Origin of the sequence: Mycoplasma phocimorsus, from assembly GCF_030077875.1 — a bacterium.
GTDB lineage: Bacteria > Bacillota_I > Bacilli_A > Mycoplasmatales > Metamycoplasmataceae > Mycoplasma_H > Mycoplasma_H phocimorsus.
This window is the reverse complement of record NZ_JASEJT010000010.1, coordinates 37,861-56,141: the sequence shown is the minus strand read 5'-3', so window position 1 is coordinate 56,141 and position 18,281 is coordinate 37,861. Positions and strand designations below refer to the sequence as shown.

The 18,281-nt window shown below is 24.0% G+C and carries 17 protein-coding genes and 2 tRNA genes; 8 read left to right on the top strand and 11 right to left on the bottom strand.

The window, feature by feature from the left end:
- Position 1 precedes the first annotated feature (1 nt).
- From QMA87_RS02820 to QMA87_RS02810, 3 genes are read right to left on the bottom strand one after another with little or no spacing between them, the layout of a single operon-like run.
- Positions 2–1,153: a cysteine desulfurase gene (locus QMA87_RS02820; RefSeq protein WP_283823799.1), complete on the bottom strand. Its 1,152-nt coding sequence runs from the start codon at positions 1,151–1,153 to the stop codon at positions 2–4.
- A complete protein-coding gene (locus QMA87_RS02815) occupies positions 1,143–1,874 on the bottom strand; it encodes a TlyA family RNA methyltransferase (protein ID WP_283823800.1) in 732 nt (243 codons plus the stop codon). Before QMA87_RS02815 ends, QMA87_RS02820 begins: the two co-directional genes overlap by 11 nt.
- Positions 1,861–2,277, bottom strand: coding sequence for a transcription antitermination factor NusB (locus QMA87_RS02810; protein ID WP_283823801.1), 417 nt, complete (start codon positions 2,275–2,277; stop codon positions 1,861–1,863). The genes QMA87_RS02815 and QMA87_RS02810 overlap by 14 nt, the downstream gene beginning before the upstream one ends.
- Positions 2,278–2,346: 69 nt before the next feature.
- On the opposite strand from QMA87_RS02810, the gene QMA87_RS02805 reads away from it, so the two are divergent.
- Positions 2,347–3,021 carry a recombination protein O N-terminal domain-containing protein gene (locus QMA87_RS02805; protein WP_283823802.1) on the top strand — a complete coding sequence of 225 codons (675 nt, stop codon included), beginning with the start codon at positions 2,347–2,349 and terminating at the stop codon, positions 3,019–3,021.
- Positions 3,022–3,097: 76 nt separating this feature from the next.
- Positions 3,098–4,033, top strand: a complete 936-nt coding sequence (locus QMA87_RS02800; RefSeq protein ID WP_283823803.1) for a type 1 periplasmic-binding domain-containing protein — start codon at positions 3,098–3,100, stop codon at positions 4,031–4,033.
- A gap of 70 nt (positions 4,034–4,103) precedes the next feature.
- Here QMA87_RS02800 and pyrG read toward each other — a convergent pair whose 3' ends face one another.
- Together pyrG and QMA87_RS02790 are read right to left on the bottom strand one after the other, a co-directional pair.
- Complete coding sequence (gene pyrG / locus QMA87_RS02795) at positions 4,104–5,702, bottom strand: CTP synthase (protein ID WP_283827095.1); 1,599 nt, start codon at positions 5,700–5,702, stop codon at positions 4,104–4,106.
- Positions 5,703–5,788: 86 nt separating this feature from the next.
- Positions 5,789–6,244 (bottom strand): hypothetical protein, encoded by a 456-nt coding sequence (locus QMA87_RS02790; RefSeq protein WP_283823805.1) that lies wholly within the window; start codon positions 6,242–6,244, stop codon positions 5,789–5,791.
- Positions 6,245–6,302: 58 nt separating this feature from the next.
- On the opposite strand from QMA87_RS02790, the gene QMA87_RS02785 reads away from it, so the two are divergent.
- The 6 genes from QMA87_RS02785 (at position 6,303) to QMA87_RS02760 (ending at position 13,340) form a co-directional block, all read left to right on the top strand.
- Positions 6,303–6,602, top strand: coding sequence for a DUF4298 domain-containing protein (locus tag QMA87_RS02785; RefSeq protein ID WP_283823806.1), 300 nt, complete (start codon positions 6,303–6,305; stop codon positions 6,600–6,602).
- A 177-nt stretch (positions 6,603–6,779) separates the two neighbouring features.
- Positions 6,780–8,123 (top strand): asparagine--tRNA ligase, encoded by a 1,344-nt coding sequence (gene asnS, locus QMA87_RS02780; RefSeq protein ID WP_283823807.1) that lies wholly within the window; start codon positions 6,780–6,782, stop codon positions 8,121–8,123.
- Between the two features lie 8 nt (positions 8,124–8,131).
- On the top strand, positions 8,132–9,142 hold the full coding sequence (locus QMA87_RS02775) for a hypothetical protein (RefSeq protein ID WP_283833823.1): 1,011 nt from the start codon (positions 8,132–8,134) through the stop codon (positions 9,140–9,142).
- A gap of 217 nt (positions 9,143–9,359) precedes the next feature.
- On the top strand, positions 9,360–9,761 hold the full coding sequence (locus QMA87_RS03225; RefSeq protein WP_347276996.1) for a hypothetical protein: 402 nt from the start codon (positions 9,360–9,362) through the stop codon (positions 9,759–9,761).
- A 2-nt stretch (positions 9,762–9,763) separates the two neighbouring features.
- Positions 9,764–11,968 carry an ATP-dependent helicase gene (locus QMA87_RS02765; protein WP_283823810.1) on the top strand — a complete coding sequence of 735 codons (2,205 nt, stop codon included), beginning with the start codon at positions 9,764–9,766 and terminating at the stop codon, positions 11,966–11,968.
- Position 11,969: 1 nt separating this feature from the next.
- Positions 11,970–13,340, top strand: coding sequence for a hypothetical protein (locus QMA87_RS02760; RefSeq protein ID WP_283827098.1), 1,371 nt, complete (start codon positions 11,970–11,972; stop codon positions 13,338–13,340).
- Between the two features lie 118 nt (positions 13,341–13,458).
- Here QMA87_RS02760 and QMA87_RS02755 read toward each other — a convergent pair.
- The 6 genes from QMA87_RS02755 to ileS form a co-directional block, all read right to left on the bottom strand.
- Positions 13,459–13,535 (bottom strand) — tRNA-Ile (locus QMA87_RS02755).
- A gap of 39 nt (positions 13,536–13,574) precedes the next feature.
- Positions 13,575–13,976: a 30S ribosomal protein S9 gene (gene rpsI / locus QMA87_RS02750; RefSeq protein WP_283823812.1), complete on the bottom strand. Its 402-nt coding sequence runs from the start codon at positions 13,974–13,976 to the stop codon at positions 13,575–13,577.
- Complete coding sequence (gene rplM, locus QMA87_RS02745) at positions 13,976–14,410, bottom strand: 50S ribosomal protein L13 (RefSeq protein ID WP_283823813.1); 435 nt, start codon at positions 14,408–14,410, stop codon at positions 13,976–13,978. Before rplM ends, rpsI begins: the two co-directional genes overlap by 1 nt.
- A 124-nt stretch (positions 14,411–14,534) precedes the next feature.
- Positions 14,535–14,610, bottom strand: a tRNA-Thr gene (locus tag QMA87_RS02740).
- A 6-nt stretch (positions 14,611–14,616) separates the two neighbouring features.
- Positions 14,617–15,498, bottom strand: a complete 882-nt coding sequence (locus tag QMA87_RS02735) for a signal peptidase II (RefSeq protein ID WP_283833822.1) — start codon at positions 15,496–15,498, stop codon at positions 14,617–14,619.
- The gene (ileS, locus tag QMA87_RS02730; protein ID WP_283833821.1) at positions 15,485–18,157 is read right to left on the bottom strand and encodes an isoleucine--tRNA ligase; all 2,673 of its coding nucleotides are present in this window, start codon (positions 18,155–18,157) and stop codon (positions 15,485–15,487) included. Before ileS ends, QMA87_RS02735 begins: the two co-directional genes overlap by 14 nt.
- Positions 18,158–18,281 lie beyond the last annotated feature (124 nt).

Sequence of the window (18,281 nt, the reverse complement as noted above, 5' to 3'; positions counted from 1 at the left end):
TTTAAATGACTATAAAAGTTTTCGCTTTCTTCAATGTATTTACTAATTTATCAATATCTTTTTTTGTATTATAAATACCTAGTGATATTCTTACAAAACCTTGATTATCATAAATATTATCCAGCATTTTTACACAAAAACTTCCCGCTCTTGTGTAAATATTATGTTTTGCTAAATAACTAGAAACATCTTGACAAAAAACATTATCAATATTAAAAAGTGCAATGATATCTCCAGGCTTAGAACTTATTTTAATATTTTTTACTTCTTGTAATTTTTTATGTAAATAAATTGAAAGTTCTTTAATAATATTATTAGATTTTTCATAACCAATAAGATTAAAAAAATCTAAAGATTTATTAAACATAAATATGCCCGCTATATTAGGCGTGCCAGCTTCAAAAACATCTAAACCATCATTAACTGAAAAACTTTTAGCATCATTTTCTACACTTTTTATTACTCCCCCACCTAATTTAAAAGGTTTAAATTTTGCTAATAATTCTTTATTTACAGCCAATATGCCAAGCCCTGTAGGTCCATAAAATTTATTAGTTGAAAATGCTATAGCATCAAATAAATTTAAAGAAGCTTTATAATGTAAAACTGATTGTGCAGCATCGTTAAAAAGAATAATTTTTTTCTGTTTACAAATTGAAGAAAGAAGATCTATATCGTATACTTTATTAAATGAATTTGTTTCTTGTGCTATTGAAATTAACTTGGTTTTATTTGTAATATTTTCTATTACATTAGAACTAATAATAATTTTTGCCTTAACTTGCTTAGCAATTGATATTCAAGGAAACATATTTGAAGAATGATTCAACTCATCAATAATTATTTCATCATCTTCTTTCAATAATTCTTTGAACATATTGGCAAACATATTAATTGATTCTGTAGTACCTGAGGTAAAAATTATTTCTTGTGGTATGCTAGCATCCACTAAGTTCATAATTTTTTTCTTAGTTTCAAAAATAGTATTATTAACTAAATTACCAAGTTTAGTATCACTGCTTCTTGTACTTACGCTAATATTATTATAAAAATAATTATTAGCTTTAATAGCCATTTTAGGCTTAAGACCCATTGCTGCTGAATCAAAATAAACATACTTATTTGCCGAAGGAAAATATTTTTTAATATTCATAATTATTCCTTTCAAAATAAGCTAAATATTCAATATTATTCGATTTTTTACCTGTTATTGGGCTTTTTACTAAATCTATAAATTTATAATTTATAGGATCATAATTCTTAACCATTTGAATAATTTCTTCATGGTGGTGCTCTTCTACTATTCCTTTTTCTTGAACATAAATTCTTGGAGCTTCAAATTGTGGCTTAATAAGAAGAATTAATTTAATATTACCTTTCAATCTTAAAACTGCTTTAAAAACTTCCTTAAGAGAAATAAAAGAAACATCACAAACAACAAAGTCTATATCTTCGGAAATCATTTCTTTATTAATTAATTTTAAATTAGTTTTTTCATAAACAATTGTTCTCTCATCTCTTCTTAAAGAAAAATCAAGTTGATTTGTGCCTGAATCAATACAATAAACTAATTTAGCATCATTAAGTAAAGATATTTGAGTAAAGCCGCCAGTAGAGCTTCCTATATCCACAATATTTTTATCTTTAAAATCTAATTTTCAATATTCAATTGCATGTTTAAGTTTATAAGCTCCTCTTGAAACATATTCTTCTTCATAATTTATCTGAATATTCGCTTCTTGTTCTACTAAAATATTTGGTAGTAATATTGCTTCATAATTAACAAAAACTTTGCCTGATCTAATTAATTTTTGACAAAGTTCATAATTATTAATTTTTTTATTAACTAAATCAATTAATTTAACTTTCCGCATTTGTTCTCTTTTTGATATCACTAATTTCTCTTCTAATTGAATCCAAGATACCATTGACAAACTTAACTTCTCTTTCGCTAAATGAATAATCACGAGCTATTTCAATCATTTCATTAATAATAATTTTTGGATTACTATAAATTAATTCAATTGTTCCTAATAATAAAATTGCTCTTAGTAAAAAATTTATTCTAATAAATGTTCAATTTTTAGATAAATTTTTAGAAATTATTCCTTCTAAAAAAGCATATTTTTCATTATATATTTCTAATTGTTTTGCTTGTAAAGGTGTTAATTCATATTCCTTTACAAGTAATGGAATATTAATTTCATCTTCTAATAATTGATGTTTATAAATAATAGTAATTAAGTCATAACGATATTCTCTTGCGCTTTTTTTCATAATTTATAATTATAACAATATAAGACAATAAAATTAATATAAAATAACCTATTAATATAAAATATTAATATGGCTGCAGAAAAATTAATTGGAATAGTAGTAGAGAAAAAAGACTTTAATGACTATGATCAATTAGTTACTTTTTTATGTCCAATTTTTAATAAAAAAATTACTTTTTTAGCACAGGGAGTAAGAAAAATAAATTCAAAAAACGCAGTAAATTTACAAATGTTTTCAATTATTGAAGCTGAAGTATTTTTAAGTAGAAATTTTTCTAAAATATCGAAACTTAAAAAAGCATATTTGCTTAAAGAATATGATTTTAGTAATGCTTTTGTTCAAATTACACTCGATAAAGTTAAATTTATTTTTTCTAATACTGAAAGAATTAATAATAGTTTTTTAAAGCTATATTTTCATGTTTTAGATAAATTTAAAACCGAAGAATGTAATTGATGAATGAGCATACTTTTAGCTAATTCGCCATTAATATTGCCAATAAGACCTTCATCAATAAAGTGCTCTGAATGTGGAAGCGTAAATAAATTGGTTCAATTTAGTTGACATTTAGGGGGGATGAAATGTAAATTTCATTCAAATAGTATCACCCCGTATAACATGTTATTAAATTATTATTTTTTATTTAACAACTTTGAGAAATATGTAAAGAATGCAAATATTTATCAAAATGAACTTATTCAAAAAGAATTACTTAATTTTTTCACAGAAAATGGTTATTTTTAACATTAAGTTATTTTTTTGCTAATAAAAGGATAAGAAAAAATTGATAAAAATTTATTTATACTATATATTTATATATATGAATAAACTTACGTATAAGAAAATTGCTGATCGTTCAGGAATTTCAATTAGTAGTATTTCTAGATACTACAATAATGGATATATATCAGAATCCGCTAGAAAAAAAATTGAATTTGTAATTAGTGAATATTATAAAAATCAAGGAAGTTCTCGAGTAGACTCGTTATTTTCAAATATAGTTTTATTGCCTTTTAAAGATAAATATACAACAAACGAAATTGTAAAAGGTATTGAAAATGCAGCAAGTATTGATGGTGAAAAAATTTTCATTTTGCGCACTTCTAATGAAATGGATAAATATATCGCTGAAATTGAATATTTAATTAATTTAAAACCAAAATCATTAATTCTTTTTCCGCCTGTTCATGATAAACGTATGAAAGATTTTTTAAAACAAAATTCAAGCTTAAATATTTGTGTTTATGGTTATGATTACAATTATTCTAAGAATGTTTTATACAATTATGAAGAAATGTTTTATAAATTAGTTAAGGAATATTACAAAAAAACACCATGTAAAAAAATGATGTTTCTTATAGATTCAAAAGTTTCTGCTGATATTAAAAATATTTGAGTAAATTCTTTTAGAAAGGCTACTCAAGAGCTTGAAATTATTCCTTATATCGTAACTATTGATAGAGAAAATATTGAACAAATTAATAGCATGCTAACATTTCTTGAAGATGAAAATGTATATGATGTAATTGTTTCTTCTCATGACATTTTTACAAGTATTTTGGCAATACAAAAAAATAAAATTAACTTTAATTTAACAGATATTGGTTATTTTTCAAAGTATGATTACAATAAAAAATATAAAGCTAAAATCTTTATTGATTATCAATTGATTGGTGTTAAACTTTATAAATTATCTCAGACAAATGCAAGCAATAAAGAAACAAGCATTATTCAAACTCATGTTGTTTATAAATAAAATTAGCATTAAGTTTATCTTGATGTTTTTTTTATTTTAAATAAAAAACATCGATAAAAATCGATGCTAATTATTTCATTGCTTTTATAAATGATAAAAATAATGGATGAGGATCAAGTGGCTGAGAATTAAATTCAGGATGATATTGAACACCTACATAAAATTTATGTGATTTTAATTCACAAATTTCTGCTAACTTAGTTTTAGGTTCTTGACCGCTAAAAATAAATTCATCATCTTCAATTTGGTCGCGATACATTGGATTAATTTCAAATCTATGTCTGTGTCTTTCGCTAATTAAAGTTTTTTTGTAAATATCAAATGCTTTAGTTCCTTCTTTAATTTCTGTATCACTAGCACCAAGTCTCAAGCTTCCACCTATAGATTGGCTTTCATCTTTACCTCTAATGTAATCAAGAACATATACTTCTTCTTTATCGTCAGTTTTAAATTCATAACTTGTGGCTTTTTTAATTCCTTTTCTTCTAGCTTGATTAATGCTCATAACTTGCATACCCAAACAAATACCTAAAGTAGGAATATTATTTTCTCTAGAATATTCAGAAATGATAATTTTTCCATCAATACCACGATGACCAAAACCGGGAAGAATCAAAATACCATCAGTTTCTTCTAAAACTAATTTAACGTCTTCATTATTTTTAATGTTTTCTGATTCAACTCACTTAAGTTTTAAGTTAATTTTTTCATAAGCGGCTGCTATTTTTAGCGCTTCAATAATTGACTTATATGCATCTTCGAAAGTAGTATATTTACCTACCATTGCGATAGTAATTTTTTGATTATCTTTATTTTTGAGTAAAGAAACAAAATTTTTCCAATCATCTAAATAGGCTTTTTTATTTTCAATATTAAAATTATTTAAAATGACTTCACAAATCCCTTTTTCCTCTAAATATAAAGGAATTTCATAAACTTGTTTAAAATCAGGAATTGAGATTACACTAGATTTAGGTAAGAATGTATATTTAGCAATTTTTTCAATTGCATCACTAGTTACTGGTTTGTGGCTACGAAGAACTACCATGTTAGGGCTAATTCCAAGTTGTCTTAATAAAGCGATTGATTGTTGAGTAGGTTTTGATTTAAAATCACCACTAGAATTTAAAAATGGAACAAATGAATTATGAATTAAATAAACTAAATCTGGCATTTCATACTTAAGCTGGGCAATAGTATGAAAAAATGCATTAGATTCAATATCACCAACAGTTCCACCAATCTCCACAATAGCAAAATCAGGATTATATTTTTCACCAATGCTTAAGATGGCTTTTTTTATTTCATCAGTAAAATGTGGAACAATTTGAACTGTTTTACCATTATATTTTCCATTTCTCTCATTATTTATTAATCTTGTTAATAATTTTCCAGATGAAATTGAAGAATCTTTAGAAAGAGTAATTCCTAAAAATCTTTCATAGTGTCCAAGATCTAAATCTGTTTCTCCGCCATCATTTGTAACATAAACTTCACCATGTTCATATGGCGAAAGCACTCCTGGATCAACATTTAAATATGGGTCCATTTTTAATACAAAGGTTTTAAAACCCCGTGCTTTAAGCAACCTTCCAATACTTGCTGCTGCTATTCCTTTTCCAAGCCCTGAAATAACACCGCCAGTAATAAATAAATATTTTGTTTTCATTATTCTCCTAAATTTATATGATTATTTTTTATTATAACAAATTAATAATTTTTAATAATTAATAAAAAATAGTAAAATAGTTACTTTTATCCTACAATTCTTAAAATTATTGCTATTAAAAGAAAAATAAAAGATTCACCAAAAATAAATCAAAATGATAATACTCAATATTTTTCTTGGCTTTGTTTAACTTGATGTTGTTTTAAAAGCATTTCTCTTTTGCTTTCACTTAATGAAGATTCTTTGATTGTTTTAATATATTTTTCTGCTTTATTTTTTTTAATTTTATTAATAATGGAAGGCATAAATCCAACTTTTAAAATAGTAATTAAAAATAAAAAACATAAAGAAAGAATTGCAATTATTGAAAACATATTTTCAAATTTTCTTATTAATAATTCTTCACGATTTTTTTGAATAAATCAAACTGCAATAAAACTTAATATAAAAATAATTTGTAAAACGCAAATTAAAATAATATTAGATTTATTTAAACTTTTTTTTAATTTTTCTTTGTAGTTTAAAGGTATGTTTTGTTTCATATTAATTATTATATTAAAATAATAATATAATAAATTAACTAAATTATTGGAGAAAAAAATGGAAGTAGAGCAAAAAATTCAAGATATGGAAGATATTTTAGAAAGAAATATTAAAGTAAATGAGCAATTAGAAGAATTATTATTAGAAATCAAAAATGATAAAGATTTTAAAACTTTACTTGAATATTATTATTCAAATGAAAGAAAACAACATTTGGAAATTGATAAAACTCACCAACTAGATCATATTAGGCGCGGCATTCTTTCTGAAGATGGAATTTGAAATGTTATTACACAAAGAACAGAATTGGCTTTTCTAATGCTAGAAATAGCCCAAAAAATTTTAAAAAATGAGTAATATTAATAATAAATAATTAATTAAAATTATTTAGCACAAATTATGTGTTAAATTTTTATATTTTTGTGAACTTTTAACTGTAAAAATTGAAATATTAATAATAATTATCTTCTATGTTTATATATTGAATTTTTTAATAAATTGATATAATTAATTAAATAAATTTAGGAGAAAAATATGGTAATTGAAATTTTTAGGAACCCTGAAAAATATAATAAAAAACAAATAACTTTAAAGGGATGAGTTGAAACTTTTAGGAGTAATAAAAAAATTGGTTTTATCGAATTAAATGATGGAAGTAGTGTTAAAAATATTCAACTTGTAATTAAATCAGATAATAAAGATTTTGCAATTTTAGATGAGTTAAGTATTGGAAGTTCAATAAAAGTTACTGGAGTAATTAAACATACTCCAAACTCAAAACAGGAAGTTGAATTAGTTGTAGATGAATTAAAAATTCTTAAACTTGCACATAAAGATTATCCAATTCAAAAACAATTAATGAACTTAGAAACACTAAGAGAAATTCCGCATGTAAGACATCGCACAAAATATTTAAGAAGTGTAATGTTAATAAGATCTTCATTATCTCAAAATATTCATAAATACTTTACTTTAAAAAGTTTTCTTAATGTTCATTCACCTATTATTACTTCAAATGATGGTGAAGGAGCAGGAGAAACATTTAAAGTTTCATCTGAAGCTATAGAGAATTTTTTCGGAAATAAAAAGGCTACACTTGGAGTTACTGGACAATTACATGCTGAATCATATGCTTTAGGATTTGGTAAAGTTTATACATTTGCTCCAACATTTAGGGCTGAAAACTCAAATACTAAAAAACATTTAGCCGAGTTTTGAATGATGGAGCCTGAAATGGCTTTTTATGATCTTCATGAAACAATTCAACTTGCAGATGATATGCTTAAAACAGTTATTAAAGAAACGCTTGAAGATCGTAAATTTGAATTTGAATACTTAAATGAAAAATCTGAAGGCCAATTATTAGAAAAAATTAACACTTACCTAAATAATGAATTAGTTAAATTAGATTACTCAAAAGCTATTGAAATATTAAAAAAATATAGCGACAAATTTATCAATAATGATTTACATTTTGGTGTAGATTTAGCTACTGAACATGAAAGATTTATTTGTGAAGAAGTAATTAAGGGGCCAGTCGCTATTATTAATTATCCAAAAGATATTAAGGCATTTTATATGCATCAAAATGAAGATGGAAAAACTGTAGCTGCTTTTGATTTACTTGTTCCGGGCATTGGTGAAATGATAGGTGGTAGTCAAAGAGAATGTGACTATGACAAATTATTAAACAGAGTTACACAGTTAGGTATTGATAAAGAGGATTTAGATTGATACTTAAACTTAAGAAGATGAGGAGATGTTCAATCTTCAGGATTTGGTCTAGGATTTGAACGTCTTGTTATGTATGTAACTGGTGCCGAAAACATTAGAGATACAATTCCATATCCTCGTACTGTAAATAACTTAAGAATGTAAGGTGAAAAATGAAACTATCAATAATAAGTATCATTTTTAATAATGATAAAAATATTAACGTTAATAAATTTATTGATGGATTTTCTGTACAAGAAGACCAAGATTTTGAATTAATATTAGTATTTCAAAAAGTAACAAAGAAACTTATGAATAAACTTAAAAAAGTTCCCAATAAACTTAAAGATAAAATTAAATTTATTTTTAATTATAAAAGTATAAGTTATGAACAATGTATATTTCAAGGCATGGAAAAAGCAATGGGCAGATACATTAGTATTATTAATACTGACAATAAAATTAAAGACTATTTAGTTAAAAGATTAAATGAAATTAATCAAGAAGATGTACAAATAGTTGAATATAAACCTCGTTTGGTAGGCAATGTTAAATGAAAACCCATTAAACGTCTTGAAGAAAATAAAATTTATGATCAAAGTAATATTGAATTTATTGCTAAATCTTTCCCCTTTTTATTTAATAAAATTTTCAAAAAAGATTTAGTTGAAAAAGTTCTTAAAATAAAAAACTTAGAGTTAAGAGTTAATTCTAAACTTTCAATTAATATTCTTTATTACTTACTTTTAAATACTAATACTTATAAATATATAGATCAAAGAATTACTAGAGAATATATTGCTAAAAAATTTAGTGCTTTTTCAAAAACATATAATAAAAGTTGAATAAATTTATGCAAATATATTCATGAAAATAATATTAATGCTAAAGAAGAATTATTTTATGCAAGAATTTATTTTGAAGCATTGTTATTACCTGGTCTTTTATTTGGTAATTCACATTGATTTTCTAAAATATATAAAAAATTGTCTTTACATTCAAATAAACCATCTGAATTAAATATAAAAGCTATTTCAGATAAAATTAACAAAATTTATGAATCTAAAAAAGATCCAGTTAGTGCTAATAAATATATAAATCAAAATAATCTTGAAGCACAAACGCTATTAAAACCTATCGAATTATCAAGTTGAAATAAAATATTAAGTAATTTTGAAGAGTAATTACGGATATAAAAATGCCGGGTTTTGAAAGCGGTTTTTTGTTAATACCATTAATTTATCAATAGTTTTTACAATTATTTTTCTTTTTATTTTTTTTGACAAAACAAAAAATAATTTTCATTTATTAATTCAATTAACTGTTTTTAGTTTAATAATATTCTCTAATTATTTTTTATTGCCTTTAATTAGTAAAAAAGGCAATTTAGGAATGTTATTTTTGAAAGTGAAATATATTTCACAAAATTTTAATAATAGTGTATTAAAACGCAATTTACTTTCTTCTTTTTATTGAATCTTTACGATATTTAGTTTATTTTTTATTTACAACTCAATTAAAGATATTAATAATCTTCATACTTTTGAAATGCTAAAACAAAATATTAATCGCATTCAAAGCTATATTATTCTTCTTTTTTCATCTCTTACCGGGATGATTGCTCTTATTTATTTAGTTGATGCTTTATTTATTTTATTCAAAAAAAATAGATTAAGCTTTATTGATATTTTGTCATCTTCTCGTTATGTAGAAGATAAAAAATATCAAATTGATGAAAATCAAATAATTCTATATCCATTTAAAACAAAACATAAACAAGTTATATGAACTTTCAAGGAGTAAACATGAATCAAAATAAACAGATGGCAGAAAAAATAATATCAGGACTTAATGATGAACAAAAGTTTGCAGTCTTGCATTTTGACTCTCCTTTAAGAATTATTGCTAGTGCTGGATCGGGAAAAACTAAAGTTATTACAAGAAAAATTCTTTATTTAATAAATATTGAAAATGTTGATCCTTCTTCAATATTAGCTATTACATTTACAAATAGAGCAGCAAATGAAATGGCGCAAAGAATTAAATCAAAATCATATTCAAATTCAAATGGTTTAATAACATCTACTTTTCATTCGCTTTGTGCCATGATATTAAGGCAAGATATAGATAAAATTGGTAGAAAAAGAGATTTTCATATTGTTGATAAAAAAGATGTTAAAGCAATTATTAATAATATTCAGCAAAAATTAGGAATAAATAATGATGATTTAAATTATAAAGATGTAATAGAATTTATTCATATTGCAAAAATTAAGGAACTTGATCTTGCTGAATATATTAAAGATAAAAATAATAATCCTGATGCTAAGCTTAAAGTAAAAATTTTGAAACTTTATAAAGAAGAATTAGTAAAAGCAAATAGTTTAGACTTTCATGATTTATTACTTTTTACTAAAAAGCTATTTCAAGAAAATGATCAAATTAGAGAAAAATGATCTAAAAAATATAAATATTTATTAGTTGATGAATTCCAAGATACAAATGATGTTCAATATTACATAGTAAAAGTATTATCACAAAATGCCCATATTACTATTGTTGGTGATCCTGATCAGACTATTTATTCTTGAAGAGGTGCTTCTGTAGATTTAATGATTAATTTTGATCAAGATTTTACAAATTGTAAAACAATCAAACTTTCGCAAAATTATCGTTCAACTAAAAAAATAGTTGAGGCCGCAAATAATTTAATTAGTTATAATAAAAATAGATTAGATAAAAAATTGTATACAGAAAATGTTGAGGGTGAAGATATTGAATACTTTAGAGCCTATGATACTGAAGCTGAAGCAAAATGAGTTGTTAATAAAATAAATGAACTTAAAAAGAAAAAAAATCAACTTAAATCTATTGCTATTTTTTATCGATCAAACTATTATTCAAGAACATTTGAGGAAGAACTTGTACGTGCTAATATAAATCATAAAATTTATGGTGGTGAAAGATTTTTTGAACGTAAAGAAGTTAAAGATGTTTTAGCGTTTTTAAGAGTTTTATATGATAAAAACTTTTTATCATTAGATAGAGTTATTAATATTCCTACAAGAGGAATTGGTAGTGTAAGTAAAGCAAAATTATTTGAATATGCTGAGAAGTTTAAAAAATCTAATAATGAGGAAGTTAAAGTTATTGATGTAATAAAAGAGCGCATTAATCATATTGATTTTCCTATCAAGGGCGATAAACGTAAACAATTATTTAAGTTTGTTAAAAACATTTTAAAATATAGCAAACTTTTAAAAGAGGGCAAAATTTGTAAAACTCTTGATGAATTTCTTGAACAAATTAATTATTATAAATATATTGAAGATCAATCAAGTTTAAGGGGGGCGCCAATTAACAATGTTAATGAGTTAATATCTTCAATAAAAGCATGAGAAAACGAAAATAAAGACAAAAGCGTAAGAGAATATTTAGAACATGTTGCTCTTATGACATCTACAACTGATGAAGAAACTACAAAAAATTATATTTCGCTTATGACTATTCATTCAGCTAAAGGGTTACAATTTGATAATGTTTTTATAGTTGGTATGACAAATGATGTTTTCCCAGCTGCTAAAGCAAGAAGTAAGGATTATTTTTCTGATGAAGCACAAAAAATGGAAGAAGAAAGAAGACTTGCTTATGTAGCAATTACTAGAGCGAAGAAACGTCTTTTTCTTTCAGATTGTCGCGGCTATAATTATCAATCAGAAACATCAAAAACGCCTTCATATTTTTTAAAAGAAATGGGAGTTAATATTCACAGCTCAATTCCCAAAACACTAAGTGATGAATTAGAACCTGTTGAAGAAGAACTATCATTAGATGATGAGCGCGATTTATATGAAGGCGATATTGTTTCACATTCAAAATATGGCGAAGGTATTATTAAAGAAGTAGTTGGTGATACAGTAATAATTGATTTTGGGTTTGAAGAAGGAGAAAAGCAAATTCTTAAAAATCATAGTTCTTTTAAATTATTAAGAAGAAGAGAAGAAATTTAAAATGACAAGTTATAATTATGCCATTATAATGTTTGTTCTATTTTTTTCTAACATTTTAATCATTTTAATAATTCCTTTAGTTTTATATTGATTAAAATTTAAATATGAATTCGAAATATTTCAATTTATTTATAAAGTTGATGAAAATAGAATAAGAAGAATTGACAAGGGTATTAAAGCGAAATCTGTTATAAATAAGTTTGTTTTCAAACCATTTTTAGATTTTGAATGACATAGTTTTGATAGCTTTATTCAAGAATTAAATGTTACTAATAGATTTAAGATTCAAAGAATTATTGATGATTTTTCTATTGAAAAAAATAGTTGTCTATTAAGGCAATTGCAAGGAAAATATGAATTATCTTTTTATAAAATTCAAGATAATATTTTTCAAATTAATATTAGATACTCAAACAATAAAGAGCAACATGAAATAATTCAAATTTCACAACAACAATTTAAAAATAATAATTACATAGCAATTGTTTCTCTTAATGTTAATATTCAAAAATTTCAAAATTTAGATAATATTTTTCATTTGCTTTCTAATCATTTAAATACTTGTGATGTATATACCTACACAAGAAAAAGATTTGTAAATCTTATTATTTTCAATAAAAATAAGCACGTACTTAAGCGAAAAATGAAAAAATTTATATTTAATAATAATTCATTATTCACTTATTTATGTGCTGATGATAAGTTTAAATATTTTTCAATTGAAAAAATCCAAAAAGATAAAGAGCTAGATTCTTATTTTTCTAAAGACAGAAAAATAAGTAAATCAACTATAAATAAGAAATTAAATACTCGAGAAGTTAAAATTTTAGATGATATTATATATAAATATAAAACGAAAAAACCATTTGCAAGAATATGAAGAGTAAAATTAAATGATGATACAAATGATGAATTTAAATATAATATGCTAAGAAAGAAAATATATGATCGAGCAGTTAATCATTTAAAAATAATTCAAAATAATAATAAAATTGATAATTTTCTATTACTAGAATCAATTGCTATAAGCAAGAATATTTTAAATCATAATAAACATGTATTTATAATAATTGCAAATGATTCTTATTTTGAAGATAATTATAAATTTTTAAAATCTAAAAATCTTCCTATTTCAATATATATAAAAGATATTTCTGAATCTATTTTAGATAATATATCAAGAAAAAATCATATTAAATATGTATTTATTGATCACAAAATTAATATAGATAATTCTTATTTTAAAAAATGATTTTTATATAATTTAATGATTATTTCAAAAATAAAAAACTTTAAAATAGTTTCATATGTTAATAATACAAATGATCCTTTATATTATAGTGAGTATGCTATTAAATACTATATAAATTAACATTTATTAATTTAGTGTTTACTAATTTTTAAAGTAAATGCTTTTTTATTTATAATTTTTAATTATTTTAAAAATATAAAAAAATAACCTTAATGGTTATTTGATCAAATTAATGATATGGTGCGAACGAATGGAATCGAACCATCGACCTCACGATTATCAGTCGTGTGCTCTAACCGTCTGAGCTACGCTCGCATAATAAAACCAAAATTGGTTTTAATAATAATTTAAATATTAACGTTTAGAGAATTGTCTTGAACGACGAGCTTTTCTAAGCCCTGGTTTTTTACGTTCTTTAACTCTAGCATCTCTTGTTAACATTTTTTCAGGTTTTAAGATTTTTCTAAAATCTTCACTTATTTCTAATAAAGCTCTAGCAATACCTAAACGAATGGCACCAGCTTGTCCGTTTAATCCGCCACCTGAAACATTAACATTAATATCATATTTACCTACAGTTTCAGTTAATACAATAGGTTGTAAAGCATCTTTAATAAAGATATCTGAATTTAAATAAGCTTTAGCATCACGTTTGTTAATAATAAATTTTCCTGTACCAGGTCTTAAAATTACACGTGCTGAAGAACTTTTTCTTCTTCCTAGACCTCTATAAAAAATTTCTTGTGAATTAACCATTATAATACCTCTATCTTAACAGGTTGTTGTGCTTGTTGTGAATGTTCACTTCCTGCATATACATATAAATTTCTGAATTGTTTTCTACCTAATTTAGTGTGTGGTAGCATACCTTTAACAGCTTTTTCTAGTAGAGCAATTGGTTTTTTTGCTCTTAAATCATGAGCGTTTGTAACTTTTAATCCACCTGGATATCCTGAATGATGATAGTATTTTTTATCTAATTCTTTATTTGCTGTTAATTTAATTTGACCGGCATTAATAACAACTATATTATCGCCCATGTCTACGTTTTTTGTATATGAAGGTTTATGTTTACCCATTAATATAGTAGCTATTCTAGCTGCTGTACGACCTAAAACCAAATCCTTAGCATCTATTAATAATCATTTTTTATCAGTTTCTAAATGTTTAACATTTGTAGTTTGACGCATAATTTCCTTTCATTTTAATTTATTTTAACTTACGTTTTAAATGTCTATTCTTATAGTGATTTAAATTATATAATAAAATTTTAAATTTTAAATATTTTTTTAAAAATTTTGGGCGAGACTCATTTGGTGCTGTCTACAGGACTCGAACCTGCGACCTATTCATTACGAGTGAATTGCTCTGCCATCTGAGCTAAGACAGCTAAAATCTATTTTTTAAATTTTTTATTATATTTTCAAAGTATAAATTTTTCTCTAAATGTAAGCTTTTCTTTTTTTTGTTTTAATTCTTGAACTTTTTCAATAAAGTTATTTTCACGTTCTTGAATTTTGTTAATTTGTTTATCATTTTCCTCATACTCTTTAGTTAGTTGAATTCTTAAAGGAGAAGAAGGATTATCCATTTCTATTTTAGCAATTTTTGCCTGAAGTTTATCTCTTTTTTCTTTTAAAGTTTTTAAATCGAATTTTGAATTCCAATAATTTAATACAAGTGAAATTAAAAAATAAATAATAAATAAACACATTGATAAAACTATATACATATCAGCAATATTAAGTGTTCCTAAATCTCGTTTAAGCAAATGATGAAAGAAGGGAAAATAAATAATATCTCTAACCGAATTAGTTTGATTAATTATTTGTGATTCAGGAATATTTCAAATAATTAAACGATCAATACCATTTCCAAGCGCTCCATTAAACATAAAAGCGAATATTATCAAGATAAAATAATTTGTACTAAATATCGAACCAATTAAAGTAAAAATTATTATTCCAATTGTTATGGTATGAATAGCTCCAAAGCTAATATTAATGCCTAAACTAGATCTTATTGTTACGCCATGATGCAATACTGAACGAAAAGCAATTAAACTATGAGGTTGAAAAACTATTAAGCCGCCTGTATAAAGATTTTTAGGATCAAAAATAAAATACTTTGTTAATTGATCAAAAAGTAATAAAACTAGGGAGAGAGAAAAGAAAATAATTATATTAATTATTATTCTTCTTTTATTATTTTTTAAATAATTAACAAATTTATTAAGTATTCTTTTGATTTTTAGATCTAAAAAATTAGTTTGAGCCATAAAAGTCCTTACTTTCTAATATTGAAAAACAACTCTCACATACTTCATTTTTAATGTAAATTTCTTCAAAGAAATTTCAACATCTTTCGCATTTAAAGTAATAAGCATTTTTAATACTCATTTTATCTGCTATTTCTACTTTAGCAACAAGTAATAATTTTGCTAGCTGTTTTAAACATATTTCATTTACTGGATTACTTTTAATTGTAACAATTGCTTCAGCACTTCTATTAATTTGTTTATTTTTAATAGCTTCTTCTAACATAAAATTAACTTGTTCTCTTAAGTTAAAAAACTCTTTTCAATTTTTTTCAATTTCAGCATCAAATTTAACGTAAGCATCAAATTTTTCTAAATGAACTGAAAGTTTCTTATTTTTAGAATTAAAATGTTCATAAGCATCTTCGGCAGTAGTTGGCAGAATTGGCGCTAATGCTTTAATAATAAATCTTGAAATTAAAAATAAATTATGTTTAGTCATTTTTACTTGTTCATCGTTCTCATCTAAAACATAAAGAATGTCTTTAGCTATTGAAAGATAAAAACTTGAAAGATTAGTTAAGTAATTATTAATTTCTTTAATAACTATTAAAAATTGGAAATTATCATAAGCAGTAAAAATATTTTGTTGTAATTTAGAAAGTTCATTATTAATATATTTATGAATTCCGCTTAATTGTTGATTTTCATTAAATTCAAAATTATTAAGATTACTTAACATAAACTTAATTTTATTTCTAATGCTTTTATAAACTTCTCCATTTTGTTTTAAAATGTCATCAGAAATATTAATATCGTTAGTATATTCACTATTAGCTACTCATAATCTTAAAATGTCTGCACCATATTTTTTCACAACTTCAAGAGGATCAACAGTATTGCCTAAAGATTTTGACATCTTTTGATTTTTAGCATCAAGCACAAACCCATGAGAAACTAAGTTTTTATATGGCGCTTTATTGCTATAAGCAACACTGTTAATTAATGAAGAATTAAATCATCCTCTAAATTGATCACTTCCTTCTAAATAAAGGTCGAATGGTAATTTTGAGTTTAGAATATTCACTCCTAAAAATGAACTACCTGAATCAAATCAAACATCCATAATATCTTCTTCTTTTTTAAGATTTAAATTACGATATGCTACTGGTAACAATTCATCATTACTCATTTCATATCAAGCATCAGTGCCTTTTTGTTCAATGATATTAATTACATGATCAAATATTTCATCATTAAGAACTATTTCATTGTTTTCGTCATAAAAACAGATTATAGGTACACCTCAAGCTCTTTGCCTTGAAATAGTTCAATCATTACGATTTTCAATCATTTTTGAAAGACGTTTTTTTGCTCATGGAGTATAAAATTTAACATCTTCTAATGCATTGATAATATTATCTTTAATTTTATCAATAGATACAAATCATTGAGGTGTTCCGCGATACATCACAGGTTTATGAGTTCTTCAATCGTGTGGATATGAGTGTTCAAGCTCTTTATATTGAATTAAAGCATTTAATGATTTTAACTCATCAATAATTAATTTATCAGCTTCTAAATAGAAAATGTTTTCATATTTACTTCATGTTGAAGAAATATTACCATTATCTAAAATATGCATAATCATATTTAAATTTTGTTTTTTACCAATTAAAAAGTCATCTTCACCAAATAAAGGGGCTATATGAACAAGTCCTGTACCACTTTCAAGTGTTACATGATGCCCAATTATTACAGGTGATGGATTTAAATTAAAAATTGAAATATATTCAACATTTAATAATTCACTAGCCTTAAAATTAGCAACAATTTTTGCGCCTTTTCAATTAAATTGTTCAATTAAATCAGATGCTAATTTGCTAGCTAGTATATAATTAGTTCCTTCATATTTAACTAATGAATATTCAAACTTTTCGCCAAGGGCAATTCCAGCATTTGCAAACAAAGTTCAAGGAGTTGTTGTTCAAATAATTAATTTATCACCTTTTTTTACAATATTATTACCTTTTGATATTTCAAAAGCCACAAATATTGAAGGCGAAATATGATTTTTATATTCTACTTCAGCTTCTGCCAATGCTGATTGACTTGTTGGCGATCAGTAAACTGGTTTCAACCCTTTATAAATCAAACCGTCATTTCACATTTTTTGAAATAATCTTAACTGCTTTGCTTCGAATAATGGATTTAATGTTAAATATTTATCATTTAAAGAAGATTGAAGTTGTAATAAATCAAATTGTTTTTTTTGTCTTTCAACTTGCTTTAAAGCATATTTAGCAGCTTTTTTTCTTAAAATTACTTTTGAAATTTCTTCTTTATTAATTTTAGTTTCACTTAACATTTTATGTTCAATAGGTAGTCCGTGAGTATCTCAACCAGCTACAAATGGAGAATAAAAACCTGACATAGTTTTATATCTTACTACTATATCTTTAAGTATTTTATTAAGAGCGTGACCAACGTGAATATCACCATTAGCGTAAGGCGGCCCATCATGAAGAATAAATTGTTTATCTTTATCGTTTGAATTTAAAATCAACTGATAAAGATTCATTTCTTCTCATTTTTTTCTAAATAAAGGCTCTTTAATAGTTAAATTTCCTCTCATATCAAACTTAGTAAAAGGCATATTAAGTGTTTTTTTATAATCCATTTTTATCTACTTTCTATTAATTCTTATTTATTATATAAAATAATGCTTTTTAAAGGTATAAAAACTAATTATTATAAGTTTAAAAATAAATAAAAACATCCTCTGGATGTTTAATAATAAACTG